Annotated in this window: 23 protein-coding genes; 12 read left to right on the top strand and 11 right to left on the bottom strand. The window is 60.8% G+C overall.

Annotated features, from left to right (window positions below; genetic code table 11):
- Positions 1–61: 61 nt before the first annotated feature.
- From HBO12_RS00640 to HBO12_RS00615, 6 genes are all read right to left on the bottom strand, one after another.
- A complete protein-coding gene (locus HBO12_RS00640; RefSeq protein ID WP_170041092.1) occupies positions 62–1,045 on the bottom strand; it encodes a TRAP transporter substrate-binding protein in 984 nt (327 codons plus the stop codon).
- Positions 1,046–1,168: 123 nt separating this feature from the next.
- Positions 1,169–1,990 (bottom strand): HpcH/HpaI aldolase/citrate lyase family protein, encoded by an 822-nt coding sequence (locus HBO12_RS00635; protein WP_170041090.1) that lies wholly within the window; start codon positions 1,988–1,990, stop codon positions 1,169–1,171.
- 14 nt (positions 1,991–2,004) lie between these two features.
- Positions 2,005–3,201, bottom strand: a complete 1,197-nt coding sequence (locus HBO12_RS00630) for a CaiB/BaiF CoA transferase family protein (RefSeq protein WP_170041089.1) — start codon at positions 3,199–3,201, stop codon at positions 2,005–2,007.
- Positions 3,202–3,210: 9 nt separating this feature from the next.
- The gene (locus HBO12_RS00625; RefSeq protein ID WP_170041087.1) at positions 3,211–4,560 is read right to left on the bottom strand and encodes an MmgE/PrpD family protein; all 1,350 of its coding nucleotides are present in this window, start codon (positions 4,558–4,560) and stop codon (positions 3,211–3,213) included.
- A 10-nt stretch (positions 4,561–4,570) separates the two neighbouring features.
- Positions 4,571–5,734 carry an acyl-CoA dehydrogenase family protein gene (locus HBO12_RS00620; RefSeq protein WP_169957080.1) on the bottom strand — a complete coding sequence of 388 codons (1,164 nt, stop codon included), beginning with the start codon at positions 5,732–5,734 and terminating at the stop codon, positions 4,571–4,573.
- A 28-nt stretch (positions 5,735–5,762) separates the two neighbouring features.
- Positions 5,763–6,581: an HTD2 family dehydratase gene (locus tag HBO12_RS00615; protein ID WP_170041086.1), complete on the bottom strand. Its 819-nt coding sequence runs from the start codon at positions 6,579–6,581 to the stop codon at positions 5,763–5,765.
- Between the two features lie 131 nt (positions 6,582–6,712).
- Between HBO12_RS00615 and HBO12_RS00610 the strand changes: the two genes are divergently transcribed.
- Complete coding sequence (locus HBO12_RS00610) at positions 6,713–7,600, top strand: LysR family transcriptional regulator (RefSeq protein WP_170041597.1); 888 nt, start codon at positions 6,713–6,715, stop codon at positions 7,598–7,600.
- Between the two features lie 92 nt (positions 7,601–7,692).
- Entirely contained in the window at positions 7,693–8,484 is a 792-nt protein-coding gene (locus tag HBO12_RS00605; protein ID WP_170041085.1) for a MipA/OmpV family protein, read from the top strand.
- 563 nt (positions 8,485–9,047) lie between these two features.
- On the opposite strand, the gene HBO12_RS00600 is transcribed toward HBO12_RS00605, so the two are convergent.
- The 3 genes from HBO12_RS00600 to HBO12_RS00590 form a co-directional block, all read right to left on the bottom strand.
- Positions 9,048–10,328: an ATP-binding protein gene (locus HBO12_RS00600; RefSeq protein ID WP_169957368.1), complete on the bottom strand. Its 1,281-nt coding sequence runs from the start codon at positions 10,326–10,328 to the stop codon at positions 9,048–9,050.
- 4 nt (positions 10,329–10,332) lie between these two features.
- Entirely contained in the window at positions 10,333–11,040 is a 708-nt protein-coding gene (locus HBO12_RS00595; protein WP_169957369.1) for a winged helix-turn-helix domain-containing protein, read from the bottom strand.
- 161 nt (positions 11,041–11,201) lie between these two features.
- Positions 11,202–11,804 carry a MiaE family protein gene (locus HBO12_RS00590; RefSeq protein WP_170041084.1) on the bottom strand — a complete coding sequence of 201 codons (603 nt, stop codon included), beginning with the start codon at positions 11,802–11,804 and terminating at the stop codon, positions 11,202–11,204.
- 157 nt (positions 11,805–11,961) lie between these two features.
- On the opposite strand from HBO12_RS00590, the gene HBO12_RS00585 reads away from it, so the two are divergent.
- Positions 11,962–12,828, top strand: a complete 867-nt coding sequence (locus tag HBO12_RS00585) for a universal stress protein (protein WP_170041083.1) — start codon at positions 11,962–11,964, stop codon at positions 12,826–12,828.
- Positions 12,829–13,618: 790 nt separating this feature from the next.
- Here the strand turns inward: HBO12_RS00585 and HBO12_RS00580 are convergent.
- Positions 13,619–14,089, bottom strand: a complete 471-nt coding sequence (locus HBO12_RS00580; protein ID WP_170041082.1) for a DUF1289 domain-containing protein — start codon at positions 14,087–14,089, stop codon at positions 13,619–13,621.
- Positions 14,090–14,484: 395 nt separating this feature from the next.
- Between HBO12_RS00580 and acnB the strand changes: the two genes are divergently transcribed.
- The 5 genes from acnB to HBO12_RS00555 all read left to right on the top strand — a co-directional run bounded on the left by acnB (position 14,485) and on the right by HBO12_RS00555 (position 21,051).
- Entirely contained in the window at positions 14,485–17,094 is a 2,610-nt protein-coding gene (acnB, locus tag HBO12_RS00575; protein ID WP_169955792.1) for a bifunctional aconitate hydratase 2/2-methylisocitrate dehydratase, read from the top strand.
- Between the two features lie 315 nt (positions 17,095–17,409).
- Positions 17,410–18,303 (top strand): alpha/beta fold hydrolase, encoded by an 894-nt coding sequence (locus tag HBO12_RS00570; RefSeq protein ID WP_170041081.1) that lies wholly within the window; start codon positions 17,410–17,412, stop codon positions 18,301–18,303.
- Between the two features lie 25 nt (positions 18,304–18,328).
- Positions 18,329–19,600: a glycosyltransferase gene (locus HBO12_RS00565; RefSeq protein WP_170041596.1), complete on the top strand. Its 1,272-nt coding sequence runs from the start codon at positions 18,329–18,331 to the stop codon at positions 19,598–19,600.
- A gap of 118 nt (positions 19,601–19,718) precedes the next feature.
- Complete coding sequence (locus HBO12_RS00560) at positions 19,719–20,444, top strand: autoinducer binding domain-containing protein (RefSeq protein ID WP_169955743.1); 726 nt, start codon at positions 19,719–19,721, stop codon at positions 20,442–20,444.
- Positions 20,445–20,472: 28 nt separating this feature from the next.
- Positions 20,473–21,051 carry an acyl-homoserine-lactone synthase gene (locus HBO12_RS00555; protein ID WP_170041080.1) on the top strand — a complete coding sequence of 193 codons (579 nt, stop codon included), beginning with the start codon at positions 20,473–20,475 and terminating at the stop codon, positions 21,049–21,051.
- Between the two features lie 42 nt (positions 21,052–21,093).
- On the opposite strand, the gene HBO12_RS00550 is transcribed toward HBO12_RS00555, so the two are convergent.
- The gene (locus HBO12_RS00550) at positions 21,094–22,371 is read right to left on the bottom strand and encodes an HAAAP family serine/threonine permease (RefSeq protein WP_169955745.1); all 1,278 of its coding nucleotides are present in this window, start codon (positions 22,369–22,371) and stop codon (positions 21,094–21,096) included.
- A 237-nt stretch (positions 22,372–22,608) separates the two neighbouring features.
- On the opposite strand from HBO12_RS00550, the gene HBO12_RS00545 reads away from it, so the two are divergent.
- The 4 genes from HBO12_RS00545 to HBO12_RS00530 all read left to right on the top strand — a co-directional run bounded on the left by HBO12_RS00545 (position 22,609) and on the right by HBO12_RS00530 (position 25,315).
- Positions 22,609–22,803: a hypothetical protein gene (locus tag HBO12_RS00545; protein ID WP_169955746.1), complete on the top strand. Its 195-nt coding sequence runs from the start codon at positions 22,609–22,611 to the stop codon at positions 22,801–22,803.
- Positions 22,804–23,236: 433 nt separating this feature from the next.
- Positions 23,237–23,731 (top strand): DUF4822 domain-containing protein, encoded by a 495-nt coding sequence (locus HBO12_RS00540; protein ID WP_169955747.1) that lies wholly within the window; start codon positions 23,237–23,239, stop codon positions 23,729–23,731.
- A gap of 54 nt (positions 23,732–23,785) precedes the next feature.
- Positions 23,786–24,205 (top strand): hypothetical protein, encoded by a 420-nt coding sequence (locus tag HBO12_RS00535; RefSeq protein WP_169955748.1) that lies wholly within the window; start codon positions 23,786–23,788, stop codon positions 24,203–24,205.
- A 156-nt stretch (positions 24,206–24,361) separates the two neighbouring features.
- Positions 24,362–25,315 carry a 2-hydroxyacid dehydrogenase gene (locus HBO12_RS00530; RefSeq protein WP_170041079.1) on the top strand — a complete coding sequence of 318 codons (954 nt, stop codon included), beginning with the start codon at positions 24,362–24,364 and terminating at the stop codon, positions 25,313–25,315.
- Positions 25,316–25,357: the final 42 nt, after the last annotated feature.

Raw genomic sequence — 25,357 nt, 5'->3', positions numbered from 1 at the left:
GCTCAGACGCCGCCATCGCGGGCAAGCCCGCTCCCACATTGGGTTGGGGTCGCGCAGGCGATCAGTGGTTGGACGCGTCTGCGGCCTTGATCAGGTCAGCGCCAATCAGCCCCTCGAACTTCTGCCACACCGGACGCATGGCTTCGCGCCATAGCTGGCGTTGCTCGGGGGTCAGCTCGATGATTTCGCTGGTCTTGGCGTCGATAATCTTCTGCTTGGCCGACTGGTTCAGCGCTTCGGCCTGCTTGTTCACCTCGACGGTGACTTCGACCATGATCTGTTCCAGGCTACTGCGGATGTCCGGCGCCAGGCCGTTCCAGAACTTGGCGTTGGTGATCACCATGTAGTCGATCAGGCCGTGGTTGGACTCGGTGAAGTACTTCTGCACCTCGTTGACCTTCTGGCTTTCATAGTTCGACCAGGTGTTTTCGGTGCCGTTGACAGTGCCGGTCTGCAAGCCTTGGTAGACCTCGGCAAAACTCATCTTGCGCGGGTTGGCACGGATCGCCTTGAACTGCTCCTCCAGCACACTGGAGGCCTGCACGCGGAACTTCAGGCCCCGGGCATCCTTGGGCTCGTGCAGGGCCTTGTTGGCCGACAGTTGCTTGAGGCCATTGTGCCAATAGGCCAGGCCGAGGATGTTCTTGTCCTGCATCGACGTCAGCAGTTGCTTGCCTTCAGCGGCCTGGAAACGGTCGACGGCGGCCAGGTCGTTGAACAAAAACGGCAGGTCGTAGATCTGCACCTGCTTGGTGTACTGCTCGAACTTGGCCAGGGACGGCGCCAGCATCTGCACATCGCCCAGCAGCAGCGCTTCCATCTCCTTGCCGTCGCCAAACAGCGACGAGTTGGGGTACACCTCGACCTTGACCTTGCCCGCCAGGCGCTCTTCGGCAAGTTTCTTGAACAGCAGCGCGCCCTGGCCTTTGGGGGTGTTTTCCGCTACCACGTGGGCGAACTTGATGATGATCGGATCAGCCGCCTGGGCCAGGCCTGCGGCAAACAACGTGGCGGCGCACAACAGCGCCCGAGAAAGCTTGAGCATGGGTATCACCTTTTTATTGTTGTGGTGGTGTCAGGCAAGGTGCCTGATGTGATGCGTGTAGTGAATTTGAAATTTTTAAACCCTGCGTTCGGCCAAGCCGAACACCAACCTGGGGAGCAATGCCTATCCCGCGTGGGAGTTCTGTGCTGCCAGCAGCCTTTGGGCCCGCAGCAACACCGGCGCATCCACCATCTGCCCATCAATCTGGTAGGCCCCTGCCCCATGGGCACCGGCCTCCACCACCCGTTGCGCCCAGGCCAGGTCCGCCGCACTCGGCGCCAGGGCCTCATGGATCACCGGCACCTGCTTGGGATGGATACACAGGGCCCCGGCAAAGCCCATTTCATAGGCATGCCGGATCGAGTGGCGCAGGCCCTCCGGGTCGTCGATCGCCGGGTGTACACCGTCCAGCGGTGCCACCAGGCCGGCGGCGCGCGAATGCACGATCAGCGCCAGGCGCGCCTGATCCAGGGCAAAATTCGCCGCCGCCGAGTGGCTGCTCAGGTTCAGGTCCAGCGCCAGGTCCAGGCCACCGAACGACAGGCGCTGCACTTGCGGCGCATGGGCGATTTCGGCCACCGCCAGCAGGCCTCGTGCACTTTCGATAATCGGCCAGATGACTTTGCCGGCAGCGGCGACCACCGCCACCTGGGCGGCACTTTCCACCTTGGGCAGCAACACCCCGGCCACGTTGCCGTGGGCTTTGCAGAACGCCACATCGGCAAAGTGCTCGGCGTGTTCTGGGGCATTGATGCGCACCCACACACAGGCATCGGGGTTGGCCGTTAAAAACCCGCCGAGGTTGTCCCGGGCCTGGCGCTTGAGCGGTTCTTCCACCGCATCTTCAAAATCCACGATCACCGCATCGGCACCACTGGCCAGTGCTTTGGCAAAGCGCTCCGGGCGGCTGCCCGGGACGAACAAGGCAGAACGAATCAAAGGCATCACAGAACTCCTGATTAGATAACGCCGCGCGCGCGCAGGCTGTCGATGGCCTCACCCGAGTAGCCCAGCGCCTGGAGAATTGCCTGGCTGTGCTGCCCCAGTCCCGGTACGCCGTCCATACGCGGGCTAAACGCGGCGTTACGCACCGGTGGCAATAACGACGGTAACGGCCCGGCCGGGCTGTCGATTTCACGCCAGCTGTCGCGGGCCTTGAGTTGCGGGTGGTCCCACACGCCTTGCATATCGTTGACCCGTGCACTGGCGATCTGCGCGTGTTCCAGACGCTGGATCACGGCCTCGGTGTCGAGTTGGGCAAAGCTGTCGACAATGATCTGGCGCAGCACTTCGCGGTTGGCCGAACGCTTGAAGTTGGCCGAGAAGCGTTCATCCGTCGCCAGCGTAGGGGTGAGCAGTACCTTGTCGCAGAACGCCGCCCATTCACGTTCGTTCTGCAAACCGAGCATCACCGTGCCGCCATCACCGGTGGGGAACGGCCCGTAGGGGTAGATCGTCGAATGCGCCGCGCCGGCCCGCGGTGGCTGCGGGGCACCGTCGAAGGCGTAGTACATCGGGTAGCCCATCCACTCCACCAGGCTTTCGAGCATGCTCACGTCAATGCGGCTGCCCTTGCCCGTCTTGCCGCGCAATAGCAGTGCCGACAGGATCCCGCTGTAGGCGTACATGCCGGCGGAGATATCCGCGATGGAACAACCGGCCTTGGCCATCTGCTCTTCACCGGGGCCACCGGTCACCGAAAGAAAACCGCCCTCGCTCTGGATCAGCAGGTCATAGGCTTTCTTTTTCTCGTAGGGCCCGCCTTCGCCGTAGCCGGAAATATCACACACAATCAGCCGTGGAAAGCGCGCCTGCAGCGCCTCGAACGCGAGCCCCATACGCGCCGCCGCACCGGGTGCAAGGTTCTGCACCAGCACGTCGGCATCGGCCAGCAAGGTGTCGAGGATAGCGCCGGCCTCCGCCTGCTTGAGGTCCAGGGTCAGGCTTTCCTTGGAACGGTTGGTCCACACAAAATGCGAGGCCAGGCCGCGCACGCGCTCGTCGTAGCCACGGGCAAAATCACCGCTGCCCGGGCGTTCGATCTTGATCACCCGCGCCCCCAGGTCGGCCAGTTGGCGGGTACAGAACGGCGCAGCAATCGCGTGTTCCAGGCTGACCACAGTGATGCCGTCCAGCGGTCGTTGATTAGCAGTCATGACAATTCCTCAAAGCCAATGGGCCATGGATACGGCGTTGCGCAGGTTCCAGACTTTTTCGATCAAGGCGCTGGCCTGGGCCGGCGTGCGGGCGCCGCTGAACTGGCAGAGGCGTTGGAACTTGTCCGCCAACTGCACTCGGTCCAGGGTGTTGCCCGGGTCGCCCTTGGGCTCGTCAATCGCACCATGCAACGTGCGGCCATCGACGCAGGTCACGGTGACGCGGCCCAGCCAGCGCTGCGGATAGGCGTCGTCGACTGCGCGGTCGAAGATCATGCTGACCTTGTCGCGGAACGCAGCGACGGCGGGATCGCTCAGGGCCCACTGATGAAACTCGGTAAGCCCGGCTTTGCCGTGCACAGCAATCAGGCCGAGCACGGTACCCATGGAGAACTTGGCCTGGTGCACGGTGGCCGGTACGGTCACGCGGCCGAGCACATCAATAGCGCCTTGGTACACGCGGGTCTCGACCCTGGCGATATCCGCAGCGGCCAGGCCTTCGCGCTGCATCAAGTCCAGCAACGCATCGGCGGCCGGGTGGGTATGGCGGCACGAAGCGTGGAACTTGAACGAGGTTTCCAGCAGCGCCCAGCGGCTACCGAGACCCGCGGACAATTTGCCCGGCTCGGCGTCAGTGGACATACCCGCCGCCAAACCCTGCTCGCCTTCGAGGATATTGCGCGCACCGCTCAGGCCATCCGCCGTCAGATACGCGGCCAGCAAGCCATCCGCTGCGGCCTTGGCGGTGTGCAACTGCTTGGAGTCAGCGGCATCGCGCAGGAACTCCCAGAGCCCGGCGGCCTGGGTGCCGGCGCTGCCGAGCAGGTTGATGAATTGTTCTTCGTTGAAGTCCAGCAACTTGCCCACGGCCACCGCCGCCGCCAGGGTGCCGACTGTGGCCGTGGTGTGGAAGATCCGGTAGTGGGAACGACCCATGAACTCGCCGATGCGAATCCCGGCCTCATAACCGGCCACCACGGCCAACAACAACTCGCGACCGGTTTTGCCGAGATCTTGCGCGGCGGCCAGGGCAGCGGGAAACACCACCGTCGCCGGGTGCAGCACCGAGCTGTTGTGCAGGTCGTCCTGCTCCACCAGGTGCGATGAGGCCGCGTTGACCAGCGCGGCAAAATACGCGCTGCTGCTGCCACCGTTGACGATTATCTGCGAAGGCCCGGTGGCCGGGCCCATCTTTTGTGCATAGCGCTCGAACAAGGGAATCGGGTGCGAACCTTGGCTGGCCAGCGCCGAGGCCAGCCAATCCAGATACAGTTCTTCGATACGCGCCAGCACCGCGTCGGGCAATTGCGCGTCATTCAACTCGGCGAGGAACCGGCACAAGGCTTGGGTATGGCTCATGCTCAGGCCCTCAGAAGCTGCGTGGCAGCTCGAGCAGATGCTCGGCCACGTACGACAGGATCAGGTTGGTGGAGATCGGCGCCACCTGGTACAGGCGCGTCTCGCGGAATTTGCGCTCCACGTCGTACTCGCAGGCAAACCCGAAGCCGCCGTGGGTTTGCAGGCAGGCGTTGGCCGCTTCCCAGGACGCCTTGGCCGCCAGGTACTTGGCCATATTGGCGCTGGCCCCAGCATTGACGCCGCGGTCGTATTCCTCGCAGGCACGCCAGCGCATCAGGTCCGCCGCCTCGATTTCGATATGGGCTTCGGCAATCGGGAACTGCACCCCCTGGTTCTGCCCGATGGGCCGGCCAAACACCACGCGGTCGCGGGCATAGGCACTGGCCTTTTCGATAAACCAGCGGCCATCGCCGATGCATTCGGCGGCGATCAGCGTGCGTTCGGCGTTGAGGCCGTCAAGGATGTATTTGAAGCCCTTGCCCTCCTCGCCGATCAAGCTGTCGAGGGGCAGCTCGAGGTTGTCAAAGAACAACTCGTTGGTCTCGTGGTTGACCATATTGGCGATGGGCTGCACGGTCAGGCCGTTGCCGATGGCCGCGCGCAGGTCCACCAGGAAGATCGACATACCCTCGGACTTTTTCTTCACCTCGGCCAGCGGCGTGGTACGCGCCAGCAGGATCATCAGGTCGGAATGCTGCACCCGCGAGATCCACACCTTTTGCCCGTTGATCACGTAGTTGTCGCCGCGCCGAATCGCGGTGGTCTTGATCTTGGTGGTGTCGGTGCCGGTGGTGGGCTCGGTAACGCCCATGGACTGCAGGCGCAATTCACCGCTGGCCAGCTTGGGCAGGTAGAAGCGCTTTTGCGCCTCGCTGCCATGACGCAACAGGGTGAACATGTTGTACATCTGGCCATGGACGGTGCCGGAGTTGCCGCCGCAGCGGTTGACCTCCTCGAGGATCACCGAGGCTTCGGCCAGGCCCAGGCCGGAGCCGCCGTATTGCTCAGGAATCATCGCCGACAGCCAGCCGGCGTCCGTCAGGGCCTTGACGAAGGCTTCGGGGAAACCCTTTTCTTCATCGATTTTGCGCCAGTAAGCGGCGTCGAATTCAGCGCACAAGGCGCGCACGCCTTCGCGAATAGCGTTGAGTTCTTCGTTGTCATGGGGGTTCATTAACGGCTCTCCGCCTGTTGTTCTTGGATTATTCGAAATGCGCTTCAGCCTGCTGCGCCAGGCCAGCAGCGTTACCGGCCCACAGCTGGGCGACACCGGCCGCCGTCACTCGCCCGCCCACCTCAAACGCCTGTGGCGCAATCAACGGACGCACGCCGCGATAGGCAAAACGGCGCAAGGTGGCTTCGGGATGTGCCCGGCAAAAGGCGCGCAGGCTCAAGGTGGCGATCAGCGGCCCATGCACCACCAGCCCCGCATAGCCTTCGGTGCCGGTCACGTAGGGGTAGTCGTAGTGAATGCGGTGACCGTTGAAGGTCACGGCGCTGTAGCGAAACAGCAAGGTCGGCGTGGGCTCGATCGCCTCACACCAGTCGCCCCGGGCCAGGGCATCGCCGCTGCCGGCCTTGGGCGGTGTGGGCTCGCGGTAGACGATATCCTGTTCCTCTCGGATTGCCAGGCGGCCCTCCTGGGAGTAGTCGTGGCGCACGGTGACAAACAGCAACGAACCGCTGCGCCCGGTCTTTTCCTCGACCTGGGTGATGGTCGACACGCGGGTCGCCGCCTCACCGGCACGCAAGGCGTGCAGGAATTCGATACGCCCACCGGCCCACATGCGGTTGCGGTTATCGGCCGGCGGCAGGAAGCCGCCACGGGCCGGGTGGCCGTCGGCGCCCAGGGCGGTTTCCGCCAGCGGGTCATGGAAGAAGCACCACTGCCATAGTGGTGGTAAATCTGCTCCGTCGTCCGGCACCGCCTCGCCGAAGGTGGCGGCAATACGCTTGAGTAGGTTACGGCTCAAATGGTCGTGGGCGGTTTCGCTTCGGCCAATCCAATCAGTGGCGCTCATCGGGGGCAGGTCCTCGGGCAGTGAGTGTCTGCCCCGGATCATGCAAGCGCCTGGCCGTTCTGAGAATTTGCATTTCAATAAACCAGCGTTCGGCTATGCTGAACGCCGCTATCTTCACCTGGGAGCCTTACATGCACTTCGACCTGGCCGACCTGCGCCTGTTTATCCATATCGCCGAATCCCCCAGCCTGACCCAGGGTGCCAAGCGTGCGTTCCTCTCGCCGGCAGCCGCCAGTGCACGGATCAAGGCCCTGGAGGGCCAGTTGGATACGCGCCTGCTGTACCGCGACAGTCGCGGCGTGGAAGTCACCCCGGCCGGTGAACGGCTGCTGCACCACGCGCGGCTGATCATGCGCCAGGTCGATTACCTGAAAAGCGAATTCACCCAATATGGCGCCGACTCCGCCGGGCATATCCGTATCTTTGCCAATACCACGGCAGTCACCGAGTTTCTCCCGGAAATCCTCGCTGGTTTCCTCTCCCAGCGCCCCGGCGTGACGGTCGACCTGCAGGAGCGCCTGTCCCGTGACATCGTGCGCGGGGTGCTCGACGGCACCAGTGACATGGGCATCATCGCCGGCCCCGTGCAGGCGCCGGGCTTGCAGGTCTTGCACTTCAGCACTGACCACCTGGTGCTGACGGTGCCGGTGGGCCATCCCCTGGCCAACCAGCCGTCAGTGACCCTGGAACAGACCCTGGCCTATCAGCATATTGGCCTGCACGAAGGCAGCACCTTGCTCAGCTTCTTGCGTGAACACGTCGAGCACCTGGGCAAGCAACTGTCCCTGCGCATCCAGATGTCGAGTTTCGAAGCCATCTGCCGCATGGTCGAGGCCGGAGTCGGCATCGGCATCATCCCCGAGTCCGCCGCCGTGCGGCACAGTCGGACCATGCAACTGGTGAGCATCAAGCTCGATGAAAGCTGGGCGGTGCGCGAACGCAGCATCCTGGTGCGCGAGCTGGATGCCCTGCCGGGCGCGATCCGCGCGCTGATTGCGACCCTGAGGCCAGCCGTTTAACAGTCTTTGACAGTTTCCCGACAAAGCTGTCAAAGACCCCTGCCCCCGCCGTCCCTAGGATTTGAGCCTCCCTTGGAACGACGAAGGCCATCATGCGTTCAAAAACGATCTACCTCGCTGCCACTTCTGTGTGCCTGATCAGCTGCACCCAACTGTCAGCCGCCGCCGACTGGCAATACAGCCTGCAAACCGGGGCAGCCAACCTGCCGCGCTACAGCGGCAGCAATGAGCGCATGACCGCGCCCATGCTCGGCGCAAACATCGTCAGCCCGTGGGGGATTTTTCTCGATACCAACAAGGGGCTGGGCTGGGGTTATGAAGATGACAACCTCAGTTTCAATGCCTATGTCGGCGCTAGCACTGCGCGCAAAGACCAGAAAAAAAGCACCCACCTGGGCTCTGACCGGCTCAAGGGCATGGGTGAAATCAAGTCGCGGCCGCAGTTCGGTGTGAGTGCCAGCTACACCTTGGGCACGGCCGTGCTGGGCGCGACCCTGGAACATGCGCTGGAGCAAGACGATAAAAAAGACAGCGGCAAGGCGTTTACCTCCCTGGAACTGAGCATTGGCACCAACCTGTATGACGGTGACTACGGCACCGTGGACGCCAGCCTCAACAGCCGCTTTGGCGATGGCAACTATGTGCAGACCTGGTATGGCGTGACCACCGGCCAAGCCCAAAGCAGCCGCTTTCGCGCGTATGACGCCAAGGGTGGGATGGTCAGCCGGGGCTTGAACCTCGATTGGAGCGTGCCGCTGGGCGACCACACAACCTTCTCGACCTTGCTGGATGTGCAGTATTTGTCCGGTGATGCGGGCAAAAGCCCGATTGTGGAACGCAGGATGCAGACGTCGGTGATGGGTGTGTTGAACTACAGCTTTTGATTTGCAAACCCAATCAGACAGGGGGGGCTGGCTTGCCGGTCGCCGCATTGCTGCGATGATCATTCGCTCTTTTTGGGTTGTTGGGGGGGGTGTATATATCCGTTGCTGCGGTTACGGCCACTTAGGGTTCCGCCCTTACGGCGGGTCACTTTCGAAGAGCGCGAAAGTAACCAAAGCGCTTTTGCCCCACCACTCGGTGCCTCGCCTAGGCTCGGCATGCCCGCAGTCAGGCATTGCTCCGTGGGCCCGCCGCGATCGGCCATCCATGGCCGTGTCGCGGCTACCCCGGCATCCATGCCGGGGTGCCCACTGCGCAATACCTGCCTGCGGCCATCGTGGTTTAACGGGGCGCCTAAGATCAAAAGCCAGATCAAAAGCAGAGCAACAGCAAAGCCAGAGCGCGAAGCTGCATTCGCCTGTGGGAGCTGGCTTGCCTGCGATGGCGGCCCAATAGATCGCCACAGAGTGTCAGGTACCCAACGTCATCGTTTACGACCATCGCAGCGAGGCGGCGACCCGACTAGCCAGCCCCACATTTACAACCTTCATGAGTTTGCAAAAGGTTAGTCGGCGTAGGCCCAGGTCATGCGGAACGACGCCCCGCCCCACTGCGAATCCAGCACCTGCACCTGTCCGCCATGCCACTGGCTGACCCGCTGCACCAGCGCCAGGCCCAGGCCAAAGCCGCCGGTGCGGCGGTCGCGGCTGGCGTCCAGGCGCATAAACGGCTGGAAGATTTTCTCCCGGCCGTCCTCGGGTACGCCGGGGCCGTCGTCGCACACCCGTACCTCGTAGCCACTGCCAAATTTGACCAGCGATACCTCTACCCGCTGCTCCGCGTAACGAATGGCATTGCGCAGCAGGTTGATCACCGCGCGCGCCATAAACCGTGGTTCGATCTGGATGAAATCAACTTCACAGGTGCGCAGCGACAACTGCACGCCTTCGGCCTCGGCTTCCAGGGCCACGCTGCCGATCACACTGTCGAGCCAGCTTTGCGCCTCGATATTCTCGCGGGTGACCTGCGTCGCGCCACGCTCAAGGCTGGCGTAGGTCAACAGCTCAGAAACCATATCCTCCAGCTCGCCGAGGTCGGCGTACATGTCGCCAATCAGCGCGCGGCTCTGGCGCGGGTCGGCTTCCTGCTTGAGCTGATCGAGCTCAAACGACAAGCGCGCAATCGGGGTGCGCAACTCATGGGAAACCGCGTTGGTCAGCTCACGCTGGTTGGCGATCAGGTGCTCGATGCGCTCGGCCATCTGGTTGAAGTGCCCGGCCAGCTCGCGCACGCTCGAGCGCCGTGGCAGCAAGATGCGCGAGCCCAGGTCATTGTTACCAAAACCCTGGGCCGCCACGCGGATATGCTCCAGGTCGCGCCAATGCGGGCGCACCCAGAAATACAGGACGATGGCCAGGCACAGGCCCAACAGGCTATAGGCCCACAGGTACAGCCAGCGCGGTTCCACCGGTAGTTTGACCTGAAGCAACTGCGCGCCGCCGTCGATTTCGGTGATGAACTCCATGAAGTCGCCGCGCACCACCAACTTGCCGTCAGCCAGTATTTGTTGCTCGCGAGGGTCGAATCCCGCCGCCTTGCGGTCGATAAAACCCAGGCGCAATCCATAGTGCTTTTGCAGCTCGGCCAGGCGCGCCTCGCGAGCGGCGCCCGCCGGCAACGGGCGTAATTGCTCCACCAGGCCGTAGGCCGGGCCGCGCATGGCTTCGCGGTTGTAGGTTTCGTTGGCTTCGGGCAGCAATTCGTCGAAGGTGTAGTTCACCAACCAGATTGCCCCGGCCAGGCCCAGGGCCAGGATGATGTACAGACGCAGGAACAGGCGCAACATCGGGCTAGACCTCCCAGGCAAACGGGTTGAACAGGTAGCCCTTGCCCCAGATGGTCTTGATGCACACCGGCTCACGGGGGTTGTCATTGAGTTTGTTGCGCAGCTTGCTGATATACACATCGACACTGCGGTTGAGCCCGTCAAAGGCGATCCCGCGCATGCGGTTGAGGATATCGTCACGCGAGAGGATCTTGCCCGCACTGCTGGCCAGTAACCACAGCAGTTCGAATTCCATGGTGGTCAGGTCGATCTTTTCGTCACCCAGGCTCACCCCTCGGCAACTGCGGTCAATCGCCAACTGGCCGAACGCCAGGGAGCCGCGCACTGTCGGCTCCGGCAGATGGCGGCGCTGCAAGGCCCGCAAGCGTGCCAGCAACACCGGCGGCTTGATCGGCTTGATCACATAGTCATCGGCGCCGGACTCCAGGCCGAGGATATGGTCCAGGTCGTCTTCCTTGGCGGTGAGGATCACGATGGGGGTGTCGGACACATTACGGATCTCACGGCACACATGCAGGCCGCTCTGGCCGGGCAGCATCAGGTCGAGCACGACGATCTTCGGTTTGAACGCCAGGAACACCGCCAACGCCTCATCGCCCCGGTGCACCACGCGCACTTCAAAGCCATGCTGTGACAGAAAATGCGCGATCAGCCCTGCCAGCTTCTCATCGTCCTCAACGAGCAGGACCTTGCCCAGACCCAAGTTTTCCATAAGTTTCCACTGTGCCAGCGCCGATTGAAGTGCGCGCATTATAGTGGGCAACAGCGATCCACAAGCGCACGCAGGGCCCCATACAGCAGGGCTTTGACGCAAACTTCATGTTTTTAAGAGTTTTTTACAAATAGCCCGCAGTCTTTCACGGGCGTTTGAGATCAGGCCGGCACGCCGCTGTGGAAACGGAACTCGATATCCGGTGATTCGATCAGTTCCTGCTCGGCGGCGCGGACCCGCTCGATCACTTGGGCCACATCCTTGGCCTCGCCGTATTGATAGGCCAGCTTCAGATAGCCCTGAAAGTGCCGCGCCTCGCTTTTCAGCAGGCCAAAGTAGAACTTGCCGAGTTCTTCGTCCAAATGCGGCACCAGTGCTTCGAAACGCTCGCAACTGCGCGCTTCGATAAAGGCGCCCACCACCAGGGTATCCACCAGTTTCACCGGCTCGTGGCTGCGCACCACTTTGCGCAAGCCCGAGGCATAGCGGCTGGCGTGCAGTTGGCGCAGTTCGATCTTGCGCTTTTTCATCAAGCGCATGACTTGCTCGTGGTGGACCAGTTCTTCCCGGGCCAGGCGCGACATCATGTTGATCAGGTCAACATGGGAGTGGTACTTGGCAATCAGGCTCAAGGCGGTGCTGGCGGCCTTGAACTCGCAATTCTTGTGGTCGATCAGCAGGGTTTCCTGGTCGGCCAGTGCGGCCTGGACCCAGGCGTCAGGGGTGCGGCAACCGAGGAATTCATGGATTTCGGGCAGGTTCATCGGGCTCACGGGCAAAGGATCACAAAAGGCCGCCGATTATACCGACCCCGCCGCAGACCACCAGTCACGGGCCTTGATGTGCATCAACATGACGTACGGCGGGCAACAACTATAGTTGTTCGAAGCCTTGCCCTTCCCACCCTTGGAGATCCCGCTCATGAACGAAATTGGCAAAATCCTGGTGATCATCGAGCCCGAACACTCGGAAAGCCTGGCGCTCAAGCGCGCCAAGCTGATCGCCGGGGTGACCGACGCTCACTTGCATTTGCTGGTGTGCGATGAAAAGCATGAGCATTCGGCCTTGTTGAGCTTGCTCAAGGCCGGCTTGCAAGAGGATGGCTATAGCGTCAGCACCGAACAGGCCTGGCACGACAACATGCATAAAACCATCATCAGGGTGCAGCAGAGCGAGAGCTGCAAGCTGGTGATCAAGCAGCACTACCCCGACAGCCCGCTGAAAAAGGCCCTGCTGACACCGGAAGACTGGAAACTGCTGCGCTTGTGCCCGGCCGCCGTGCTGCTGGTCAAGACAGCGACCCCATGGACCGACGGGGTGATCCTGGCGGCCATCGACGTGGGCAACCTCGATAACGAGCATAAAGCCCTGCACGCCGCCATCGTCGATCATGGTTTTGACATCGCCAGCCTGGCCAAGGGCCAGTTACATGTGATCAGCGCCCATCCGTCGCCCATGCTGTCGGCAGCTGACCCGGTGTTTCAACTCAAGGAAACCATCGAGGCCCGCTATCGCGAGCAGTGCAAGGCGTTCCAGGCCGAGTTCGACATTGACGACAGCCGGCTGCACATCGAAGAAGGTCCGGCCGATGTGTTGATCCCCCATGCCGCCCATAAACTGCGCGCGGCGGTCACGATCATAGGCACCGTGGCACGCACCGGGATTTCCGGGGCGCTGATCGGCAATACAGCGGAAGTGGTGCTCGATGCACTGGAGAGCGACGTGCTGGTGCTCAAGCCCCAGAGCATCATCGATCACCTGGAGGAACTGGCCAGCAAGGCAAAATGAAGATCAAACATGTGCGAGCGGGATTGCTCGCGATGGCGGCGGGTCAGTTGATACATCCCTGACTGAACTGGCGCCATCGCGGGCGAGCCCGCTCCTACAGGGGATCTTGGCAGGGCAGGATATTTTGGCCACACCACAGAACAATTGTAGGAGCTGGCTTGCCTGCGATGGCGGTAGGTCAGCTGATACATCTCTGACTGAACTGACGCCATCGCGGGCAAGCCCGCTCCTACAGGGGATCTTGGCAGGGCAGGATATTTTGGCCACACCACAGAACAATTGTAGGAGCTGGCTTGCCTGCGATGGCGGTGGGTCAGTTGATGTATCCCTGACTGAACTGACGCCATCGCGGACAAGCCCGCTCCTACAGGGGATCTTGGCAAGGCAAGATATTTTGGCCACACCACAGAACAATTGTAGGAGCTGGCTTGCCTGCGATTGCGGTGGGTCAGTTGATGTATCCCTGACTGAACTGGCGCCATCGCGGGCAAGCCGGCTCCTACAGGGGATCTTGGCAAGGCAAGATATTTTGGCCACACCACAGAACAATTGTAGGAGCTGGCTTGCCTGCGATGGCGGTGGGTCAGTTGATGTATCCCTGACTGAACTGGCGCCATCGCGGGCGAGCCCGCTCCTACAGGGGATCTTGGCAGGGCAGGATATTTTGGCCACACCACAGAACAATTGTGGGAGCTGGCTTGCCTGCGATAGCGGTGGGTCAGTTGATATATACCTGACTGAACTGGCGCCATCGCGGGCGAGCCCGCTCCCACAGGTTGATCAGCGACAGTCAGTGGCCTAGTGCATCCTTGAGGAAGCCTGGCGCGATGTAGCGCTGGTAATGCGCTTCGGACAGGATAAAAAACTCCCGATCAATGGCATCGCGCAGTTCCGGCAGGTTCCAGTCGCGAAACTCGGGCATCAGCACCATGCCATAGGCGTCCAGATTGTTGATCACCCGGGCGCCCCGGGCGATCAACTGGTAGGCCCAGCAGTATTCGGACTGGTGCGGCACAAAGCGAATTTTGCGCTGTTCCAACTGCCAGCGCAGCCGTTTGGGGTCGAACACCTCCAGTTTGCCCGCCATCACCTGCACCAGCAGTTGCTCAAGCCGCAGCCATACTGCGCGCTTTTCTTCCTCGCCATAGCCGTTCCACTGGATCACTTCGTGGTGGAAACGCTTGCAGCCCCGGCACACGAGATCGCCGTAAACCGTGGAGCACAGGCCGATGCAGGGGGTCTTGATGGTGTGATTGGACATGGGTGGCAGCGCACAAATCAGCGAAACAGTGGCCCATGTTAGCCCTTTGTCTAAGGTTCATCACCCTGCAAACTTGCTGCGGCAACTTACCTTTAGAAATTTTTTGCCGTAGAATCATCCGGCCTTGTAAGGCGCCAAATAATCCGTTGGAAGCTGTTTTCAAAGCGTCACGAGCACAGTCGTTCCTTCAGAACGGTGTTGGCGCTGGTTATTTACCCTCCAAATAACCAGCACCAACCCTCATCAGCTCCGTTCTGCAGGCGTAAAACTTTGAAAGCAGCTTCTGTGAGAAATGCCGGCAGCGCTGGCTCTACGGCCCAAAAAGCCCTCGAGCGCATGCGTGCCGTGCATGTCTGGATGAGCGTCCCGTGGGACCACTGATGAGGGTAATAACTGTGCTTGAAGCCTACCGCAAACATATCGAAGAGCGTGCAGCCCTGGGTATCGTTCCCCAGCCGCTAAACGCCGAACAAACCGCAGGCCTGGTCGAGCTGCTGAAAAATCCCCCGGCTGGCGAAGAAGAGTTCCTCGTTGACCTGATCACCAACCGCATTCCACCAGGCGTTGACGAAGCTGCCTACGTCAAGGCCGGTTTCCTGTCTGCCCTGGCCAAGGGCGAAGTTTCTTCTCCCCTGATCGACAAAAAACGCGCTGTTGAACTGCTCGGCACCATGCAAGGCGGCTACAACATCGTGACCCTGGTCGAGCTGTTGGACGACGCCGAACTGGCGGCCGTTGCAGCTGCCCAGCTCAAGCACACCCTGCTGATGTTCGATGCGTTCCACGACGTCGCGGAAAAAGCCAAGAACGGCAACCAGCACGCCAAGGAAGTGATCCAGTCCTGGGCCGACGGCGAGTGGTTCAAGAACCGCCCGACCCTGGCCGACAAGATCAGCCTGCGCGTGTTCAAGGTCACCGGCGAAACCAACACCGACGACCTGTCCCCTGCTCCCGATGCCTGGTCCCGTCCTGACATCCCGCTGCACGCCCTGGCCATGCTGAAAATGGCCCGTGAAGGCATCGTGCCGGACGAGCAAGGCAAGACCGGCCCGATGAAGCAGATCGAAGAAATGCGCGGCCAGGGCTTCCCGATCGCCTACGTCGGTGACGTGGTCGGTACCGGTTCGTCCCGTAAGTCGGCGACCAACTCGGTACTGTGGTTCTTCGGCGACGACGTACCTTATGTGCCTAACAAGCGCGCTGGCGGCTTCTGCTTCGGCAGCAAGATCGCTCCCATCTTCTACAACACCATGGAAGATGCTGGCGCACTGCCAATCGAATTCGACGTCACCAACATGCACATGGGCGACGTGATCGACCTGTACCCGCATGCTGGCAAAGTCTGCAAGCACGGCACCGATGAAGTCCTGACCACCTTCGAAATGAAGACTCCGGTCCTGTTGGACGAAGTTCGTGCCGGCGGCCGTATCCCGCTGATCATCGGCCGTGGCCTGACCGAGAAGGCTCGCGCCGAGCTGGGTCTTGGCCCTACCGACCTGTTCAAGCTGCCTGAAGCCCCTGTCGACACCGGCAAGGGTTTCACCCTGGCCCAGAAAATGGTCGGCAAGGCCTGCGGCCTGCCAGAAGGCAAAGGCGTTCGTCCAGGCACCTACTGCGAACCGAAGATGACCACCGTGGGCTCCCAGGACACTACTGGCCCCATGACCCGTGACGAACTCAAGGACCTGGCATGCCTGGGCTTCTCGACCGATCTGGTGATGCAGTCCTTCTGCCACACCGCGGCCTATCCAAAGCCGATCGACGTGACCACCCACCACACCCTGCCTGACTTCATCATGACCCGTGGCGGTGTATCGCTGCGTCCGGGCGACGGCATCATCCACAGCTGGCTGAACCGCATGCTGCTGCCGGACACCGTGGGTACCGGTGGTGACTCCCACACCCGTTTCCCGATGGGCATTTCGTTCCCGGCCGGTTCTGGCCTGGTAGCGTTCGCCGCAGCCACTGGCGTAATGCCACTGGACATGCCGGAATCGATCCTGGTGCGCTTCAAAGGCAAAATGAAACCTGGCATCACCCTGCGTGACCTGGTGCATGCCATCCCTTACTACGCGATCCAGTCCGGCCTGCTGACCGTTGAGAAGAAAGGCAAGAAAAACGCCTTCTCCGGCCGCATCCTGGAAATCGAAGGCCTGAACGACCTGACGCTGGAGCAGGCTTTCGAGCTGTCCGACGCCTCGGCCGAACGTTCGGCTGCCGGTTGCACCATCAAGCTGTCCAAAGACTCCGTCACCGAGTACCTGAACTCCAACATCACCCTGCTGCGCTGGATGATCGGTGAAGGCTACGGTGATGCACGTACCCTGGAACGCCGCGCCCAAGCGATGGAAGCCTGGGTTGCCAACCCTGAGCTGATGGAAGCCGATGCCGACGCCGAATACGCCGAAGTCATCGAGATCGACCTGGCTGAAATCAACGAGCCAATCCTCTGCGCGCCAAACGACCCGGACGACGCCCGTCTGCTGTCCAGCGTTGCTGGCGAGAAGATCGACGAAGTGTTTATCGGTTCGTGCATGACCAACATCGGTCACTTCCGCGCTGCCGGTAAGTTGCTGGAGCAGGTCAAGGGTCAGCTGCCAACCCGTCTGTGGCTGTCGCCGCCGACCAAGATGGATGCTCACCAACTGACCGAAGAAGGCTACTACGGCATCTACGGCAAGGCTGGCGCGCGCATGGAAATGCCGGGCTGCTCGCTGTGCATGGGTAACCAGGCTCGTGTTGAGCCGAACTCCACTGTAGTGTCGACTTCGACCCGTAACTTCCCGAACCGTCTGGGTGATGGCGCGAACGTCTACCTGGCTTCGGCCGAGCTGGCGGCAGTCGCTTCCACCCTGGGTCGCTTGCCGACCGTCGAAGAGTACATGGGCTACGCGGCGAAACTGGACACCATGGCCAGTGACGTCTACCGCTACCTGAACTTCGACCAGATCGCCGAGTTCCGCAAAATCGCAGCAAGCGCCAACATCCCGGTGGTTCAAGCCTAAGGGTGTGTTGATGTGAAGAACGCCGCGTATCGCAAGGTACGCGGCGTTTTTTTATGCCTGGAAAAACCTGCCAGGCACTGGCTGTCGACGACCTTTCTCCCACGACCTACCAGATCAGGTAGTTGTCCCGCCACACCTTGAAGACCGAAACTCTCTACACCCTGATGCCCGCGTCATGGGATCTGCCTGCTTTGGATGTACTCGCGCTGTATGCCGTACTACTTCTAATAAAAACAGCCAAACCTTGTCCTCGATGCCCGAACCCGGTGGCAGGGGCGCTCTCACCCGTTTTTAAGTGATTAATGGAGGTGTGTTATGTGGCGCAACCAATACGTGATCAAGAACGTCTTCAAGGACTATGCGGTGTCGGTAGAACAAATCGGCGATGCCCCCGATAAAAAGAACGTACTGCTGGTCAATGGCGCCATGGCCACCACATCGGCCTTTGCCCGCACCAGCAAATGCCTGGCCGAACACTTCAACGTGGTGCTGTTCGACTTACCGTTCGCCGGAAACTCCCGGGCTCACAACCCGAGCCGCTGCCTGGTGACCAAGGACGACGAAGTACAGATCCTGCTGGCGCTGATCGAAGGCTTCAACATTCACCATCTGGTCTCCGCCTCCTGGGGCGGCCTGTCGACCCTGCTGGCCCTCGCGCAAAAGCCGGACAACATCGAAAGCTCCGTGGTGATGTCATTTGCCCCCGGACTCAACGGCCCGATGCTCGACTACGTCAGCGGTGCCCAGGCCCTCATGGCCCGGGATGACAATGCAGGTATCGGCCACTTGCTCAACCAGACGCTGGGCAAGCACCTGCCGCCCCGGCTCAAGACCGCCAATCAACAGCACATGGCGCAATTGATCAACGCCGAACAACATCAAGCGCGATTCCATATCGACCAGGCCCTCAAGCTCAATGAAGGGGCTTACCTGCCGCAGTTGTCGAACATCGACAGCCATGTGCACTTCTTGAACGGTGCCTGGGACGAGTACACCAGCGCCATGGACGTGCAGCGCTTCAAACAGTACATCCGCGACTGCAGCTTCTCCACGGCCGAGTGCAGCGGGCATTTTCTCGATCTGGAGTCCAGGGCCGCGGCCAACGGCGTGCACCGCGCGCTGCTCGGCCATCTACTGAGGCAGCATGACGCCCGGCCAGAGGCGTTCTGCATGCCGCCCCCTCAGCAAGCGCAGTTGAGCTTTGCCTGAACACTTTTGAGCAAGGATGTAGATGATGCGAGTAATCATGATTGCCATCGGATCGGCCGGTGACGTTTTTCCCTTCATCGGCCTGGGCGCAGCCCTGACCCTGCGCGGCCACCAGGTGACGCTGTGCAGCATGCCGGCGTTTCAGCGCACCATCGAGGCACGGGGCCTGGCGTTCGTGCCGTTGTGCGATGAAGCGACCTACAACGCCGCCATGGGCGATCCTCGGCTGTGGGATCCGAAAACCTCCTTCGCCGTGCTGTGGCAAGCCATCGCCGGCCTTTTAGAGCCGGTCTACGATTATGTAACCGCCCATAACACCGACGATACGGTGGTGGTGGGCTCGCTGTGGGCCCTGGGCGCTCGAATCGCCCATGAAAAATATGGCTTCCCTTACCTTTCCGTCCAGGTGTCTCCCTCAACGCTGCTGTCGGCCCACTTGCCGCCCGTACACCCCACGTTCAATGTGTCGCCCCGCTTGCCATTGACGGTGCGCAAATTGCTCTGGCGCGGGATCGAATACCTGAGCCTGGACCGAACCTGTGCCCCACAAATCAATGCGTTACGTCGCAAGCGTGGTTTGCCAGGCGTGGCGAAGAACATCTTCAGCCAATGGATGCATGCGCCCCACGGGGTGATTTGCCTGTTCCCCGAATGGTTCGCCCCCGTACAGCAAGACTGGCCACAACCCTTGCACATGGCCGGTTTCCCGCTGTTCGACGGTGGCACCCTGGGGCTCGATGAACAGACCCGGGCCTTTCTGGATGCAGGATCGGCCCCCGTTGTCTTCACCCAAGGCTCCACTGAGCACTTCGACCAGCAGTTTTACCGCTTCGCCCTGGAAGCGCTGCACAGGGTCGGCGCACGTGGCATTTTTCTGACCGGTGATCGGCCACTCCTCAACGACCTGCCACCCACTGTGCTGCAGTGTCCGTTTCTGCCGATGAGTTCGCTGTTGCCCCGCGCCGCCGGCCTGGTCCACCCCGGCGGCATTGGCGCCATGAGCCTGGCCCTGGCGGCCGGCATTCCACAGATTGTCCTGCCGATTGCCCATGACCAGTTCGATAACGCCGAACGACTGGTGCGCATGGGGTGTGGGATACGTCTTGCCCTGCCATTGGACAGGCATGACCTGCAAGGTGCGATCTCAGCGCTCTTGCATGACACCCGGTTGCAAGGGGCGTGCCTTCGGGCGAGCAACCTGATGCCCACGGATGCTGCGTCCTGTGAAACAGCGGTCATGGCCATTGAGCAGTGCCACGCGCGCCACTCCCTGCCTCGCCTGTGCCGAGCGTCATAAACACGGCCTCCACGGCAAAAGTACCGTGCCAGAGCCGTCGGCACAGCGCCGGAAAAGTTTGACAGAAATATCTCGTGGGCTAGATTGCCAAAGGTTCCAGGAATCGAGGCGACTGTCCATGGAGAAGGAGAACGACCTCATCCGCTGGTGGAATCGCTTGCGGATAGAGATGCTCACGCAACAGGAAGGGGCACAAGTGTTCGCACTGCTGGAGCGGGAAGTGTTGCAATTGGGGTTCGAGTACTACGCCTATGGCGTACGCCACCTGACCCCGTTTACCCGCCCTAAAACCAAGATTTACGGCTCCTACCCCGAAACATGGCTGGAGCATTACAAGGAGCAAAACTACGCGGCGGTCGATCCGTCGATTCTCAGTGGCTTGCGTTCCACCGAGATGGTGCTGTGGAACGACGCACTGTTTGATAACAGCCGCAAGCTATGGCTGGAAGCCCGGGATTGGGGCTTGTGCATCGGCGCCACACTGCCGATTCGCAGCCACGATCATTCGCTGCGGGTACTGTCGGTGGCCCGGCGCCAGGACCAGATTTCCCAGGCCGAAAGCGACGAGATTCAATTGCGCCTGCGCTGCATCCTCGAACAGGTGACACAGCGCCTGACAGACCTTGGCCATAGCGAACGCTGCCATCAGTCGGTATGCCTCAGCCAGCGGGAGCGGGAGATTTTGCAGTGGACCGCCGATGGCAAGAGTTCAGGCGAGATCGCGCTGATCCTGACCATCTCCATCAACACGGTGAATTTTCACCTCAAGGCCATCCAGAAGAAATTCGGGGCGGCCAACAAGACACTGGCGGCAGCCTATGCCGCCGCACTGGGCCTGATCTAGGGCCCGCCGATCACGATAAGGACATCCAATGATCAGCATCATCACCCGCCATCACCATGAACTGTCTGCAGCCCTTGAGGACGATCTGGGTCGCTACCGGCACGAAGTGTTCATCCAGCAACTGGGCTGGCAACTGGACTCCACCTACGCCCTGCCCCAACGCGAATTCGACCAGTTCGACCAGGCCGACACGCGCCACATCCTCGCCCTGGACCCAAAAGGCAAGGTCTGCGGTTGCGCGCGGCTGCTGCCAACCACACAACCTTATCTGCTGTCGGAAGTCTTCGGCTTTCTGTGCGACCAGCCGAGCCCACGCAGCAGTGACACCTGGGAAGTGTCGCGCTTTGCCGCCCGCGCCCTGGAAAAAGGCCGCCTGCCGATGCGCGTCTGGTGGAACAGCCTGCACCATGCCTGGAGCCAAGGCGCCAACCGGGTGGTGGCGGTGACCACGCCGGCGCTGGAGCGCTACTTCCTGAAAAATGGCGTGCAGCTGAGTCGCCTCGGCTCCCCGCAACGGGTGAACAAAGACCATGTGGTAGCGCTGAGTTTTCCTGCCTGGCAGAAAAACGGCCGACTCGCGTTACAGGCGCAGTCGGCCGTTGCCTAGCTGAATGTACGAATAAAGCCGAGGTAGCCGGCTCTGGTCACATCAAGGGATCAGCGAGTAAATCAGCGAGGAGATGGCCACCAGGCCGACCAGGGTCACGAACACATTGGACATCTGCCCGCGGTACTTGGCCATGGCCGGCACCTTGCGGATCGCGTACATCGGCATCAGGAACAGGATCGAGGCGATGATCGGCCCACCCAATGTCTCGATCATCCCCAGGATGCTCGGGTTGAGCGTGGCCACGATCCAGCACACCACCAGCATGAAGCCTGCAGTCATGCGGTCCAGGGCCTTGGCGCCCGGACGACGGCCGCTCTTCACGATCAGGCCCTTGAGGCCTTCGCTGGCACCGATGTAGTGGCCCAGGAACGACTTGGCAATCGCCACGAACGCAATCAACGGCGCAGCAAAGGCGATGGTCGGGTTATCGAAGTGGTTGGCCAGGTAAGACAGGATCGACAGGTTCTGCGCCTTGGCCTCGGCCAGTTGGCCTGGCGACAGGGTCAGCACGCAGCTGAACACGAAGAACATCACCATCGCCACCATCAACAGGTGCGCGCGGGACAGGATCTGCGAGCTGCGCTCTTCGGCGTGGGCGCCGTACTGGCGCTTTTGGTCAACGGCAAAGGCCGAGATGATCGGCGAGTGGTTGAACGAGAACACCATCACCGGAATCGCCAACCACAGCGTGTGCAGCAACGCCGACGGTGCCGGCACAGTGCTGGCAGTGCTGAGAATGCCGCCGTTCCAGTGCGGCACCAGGTACACCGCCAGAAACAGCAAGGCGACGATAAACGGATAGACCATCAGGCTCATGGCCTTGACGATCACCTGCTCGCCGCAACGCACCACGGCCAGCAGGCCCAGGATCAGCACGAACGACAGCAGCGCCCGTGGCGGTGGCTCGATGTGCAACTGGTGCGACATGAAACTGCCGACCGTGTTGGTCAGCGCCACGCTGTAGATCAGCAGGATCGGGAAGATGGCAAAGAAGTACAGCAGGGTGATCAGCGCACCGGCCTTGATGCCGAAATGCTCTTCAACCACCTCGGTGATGTCCGAGCCCGCACGCCCCGACAGCACAAACCGGGTCAAGCCACGGTGTGCGTAGTAGGTCATGGGGAACGCCAGCAACGCGAGGATCAGCAACGGCCAGAAGCCGCCCAAACCTGCGTTGATGGGCAAAAACAAAGTACCGGCACCAATCGCCGTGCCGAACAGGCCAAGCATCCAGGTCGTGTCCTGGCGGCTCCAGCCCGTGAGGGTTACAGGTGTCGTTGCGTAGCGTTCATCGACGCTATTGGCCTGATCATTCATCCGCTCGGTTCTCCGCTTTCATACGATCGCGACGAGTCAGAAAAACCTGACAGGCAGCGCCACAACCGCAACAGGGGCGCGATTGTCCGGGATTCGCTTGAATAAGCAAAGACTTAGCTGAGGAATGGTTGTGCGTAGCAGATAAATCAGATTGACGACAATTTGTTTGAACCCGGAACGTTACGCCAGTGCGGGCCACTCAAAAAGCGCTCTTTACCAAACCCTGGAGACTCAAGCATGACTACATTAGGACTGAATTTGTTCAATGCCGGCCAATTGGTCGATAGCGTAACGTCTTGCGTTGCCGATCACATCGAGGCACGGGAAAAGCTCAAGCAACCCCAGAATCAAACCTTCTCGTTTGGTGGCGTTGAATACACCGCCGCGCCCAAGCCTCGCAACACCCTGATCCCCACACCTCGAATCGGCTAAACGTTCGCGACCTGCCCAAAGCACGGATCTATTGCGCAATAGATTCGTCGCCCTCTATCCGCCCCGCCGTCGCCCCGTGGCTGGGATGCAACGGCCCAGAACACGCTTGAACATGCACAGGTGTCGATGAGGAATGGGTGAGCAGTGCAACTGCGCTCAATCAGCCAAGAACCCTATAAGCGCCACCCAAACACAAAGTTTATACATACTTAAAACCTGCAAGTTACGCCGACCTATTTGTAGGAATAGGCCTACTTACCTATCCCACTTCATATTTAACATTCAAATTATCTTTTAACTTAATTACCAATGGAATTGTTACAAACATATACCCAGGCATTGATAGCGCTCCCTATCAGCCCTATATTTCCCCCGCCCCAATATAGACAACAACAAAAAAACAACTTATCAAATTCCCTCCCGGAGTTATTTAATGCGTAAATACAATGCTATTTTTGCAGGCCTGTTTCTCGCTGGGCTGCTTACCCCGCTCACCAGCCAGGCACAATGGGCAACGTCCGATATTCGCGCACTGGCCGCCTCGCCTCAGTGGCTGACCACCAAGGTCTACATCGAGGGCGCACCGCACGTAGACGTCAAGGACAAGTACCCGGGGGTGGTTGGCATCTCCATGTGGGACCCGGAGCGCAATCGTTATGAGTTCTTCTACGCCGACACGGGGCTGTCAAAGTATGAGCATGGCGGCGGCGGTTACTTCCTGGTCACGGGCGACAAGAAAAACCACATCCTGGTGCCCGACAAAGGCCCGATCAGAAGCGTGGTGCGCCGGCTGGAAGTCTTGAACAACCAGGAGTTCACCTACTCTCGGGAAGTCCCGCGCGACATGCTCGAAACTAATGAAACCGTGCGCATCTATGTTGTTCACGCACCTTACAAAGGGCCGATCAAAACGTCCACCTCCCACTAACTTCATATTAATACCCCACGCAATATCCATAAAACCAACAAAAAGACACTACCTATGAAAACCCAACTCAAGTCCTTACTGATATCTACCGTTTGGTTATCCGCCCTTATTTCGAGCGGTGCCAATGCACAACCGATAGCCAAAGAACCTGTTGCCACTCCCGACAATGCAGTCATGCTGACGGTATTTCTAAAACATGACCAATCACGCCCACTAAGCGAACTAAGGGCACAACTGGCCAAACAGGAGTTCTATAAGGTGTTTCCACCGGCGGGCGTAGAAGTCGTCAGTTGGAACATCACCATGGGTATCGGACAGGTCATCGTCCTACGCCTGCCCGCCTCTCGCCTGTCAGCGGTCAACCTGGCATTGGAAAACACCGCATGGGGGACCTACAGGACCGAGTTCTTCCCGACCTATGATTTCAAGGAAATCGCCCAGGCCGAACAGAACAAGGTACGCCAGGCCCAGTAATACCCCACTCGATGCACAGCGTCTTCAGCCTATGCAGACGCTGGCATCCCCGCGCCAAAGCCTTGCATCCAGGGAAGATCTTTCACCCGCAAGCATTTCGCACTGCAAAAAATGCCGCATAATCCAGGACTCAAACCCCACAACAAGAGCCGCCCCATGCCCGCCACTGTTCTGGTCCTGGTTGAAACCATCAATGACTACCTGCCCATCATCGAGAGCAATGGCTTTCATGTGATCCTGGCCCCGACACCGGCCGAACGCAGCCAGGCCATCAAGAGCCATGGCGCACAGATCCAGGCCGTGCTGACCCGTGGCCCGCTGGGCTTGCATGCCGAAGAAATCGCCGCCCTGCCCTTGCTGCAAATCATCTGCGTGATTGGCGCAGGCTACGAGCAGGTGGACCTGCAGGCCGCCAGCAATCGTGGGATCGTGGTGACCAACGGTGCCGGCGTGAATGCACCGTCGGTGGCGGACCACGCCATGGCGCTGCTGCTGTCGATGGTGCGCGATATTCCCCGGGCCGATGCCGCAGTACGCCGCAGCGAATGGCCCAAGGTCATGCGCCCGTCCCTCGCCGGCAAGCAGTTGGGCATCCTCGGCCTGGGCGCGGTGGGCCTGGCGATTGCCCGGCGCGCGGCCCTGGGGTTTGACATGCAGGTCAGCTACCACAGCCGCCAGCCCCGCAACGATGTGGACTACACCTACTGCGCCACGCCAGTGGAACTGGCCCGCAACTCCGACTTCCTGGTCATCGCCACCCCCGGCGGCCCTGGCACCCGCCACCTGATCGACCGCCAGGCCCTGGATGCCCTGGGCCCCAACGGTTTTGTGGTGAACATCGCGCGGGGCAGCGTGATCGTCACTGCCGACCTGATCAGCGCCCTTGAACAACGGCGCATCGGCGGGGCAGCGCTGGACGTGTTCGATGATGAACCCAACGTGCCCGACGCCCTCAAGCGGCTCAGCAACACCGTACTCACCCCGCATGTGGCCGGGCTGTCGCCTGAAGCGGCCCACGACACCGTGCAACGGGTGGCAGACAACCTGCTCGAATACTTCGCCGGGCGCCCGGTCCTTACACCGGTCGCCTTGCCTGCGCCCGAAAAGTGACCGATCAGGCACGCTGATTGCCGTCCAACACGCTAGCCTATT

Source organism: Pseudomonas sp. WS 5059, from assembly GCF_012985525.1.
GTDB lineage: Bacteria > Pseudomonadota > Gammaproteobacteria > Pseudomonadales > Pseudomonadaceae > Aquipseudomonas.
This window is presented reverse-complemented; position numbering and strand designations above follow the sequence as displayed.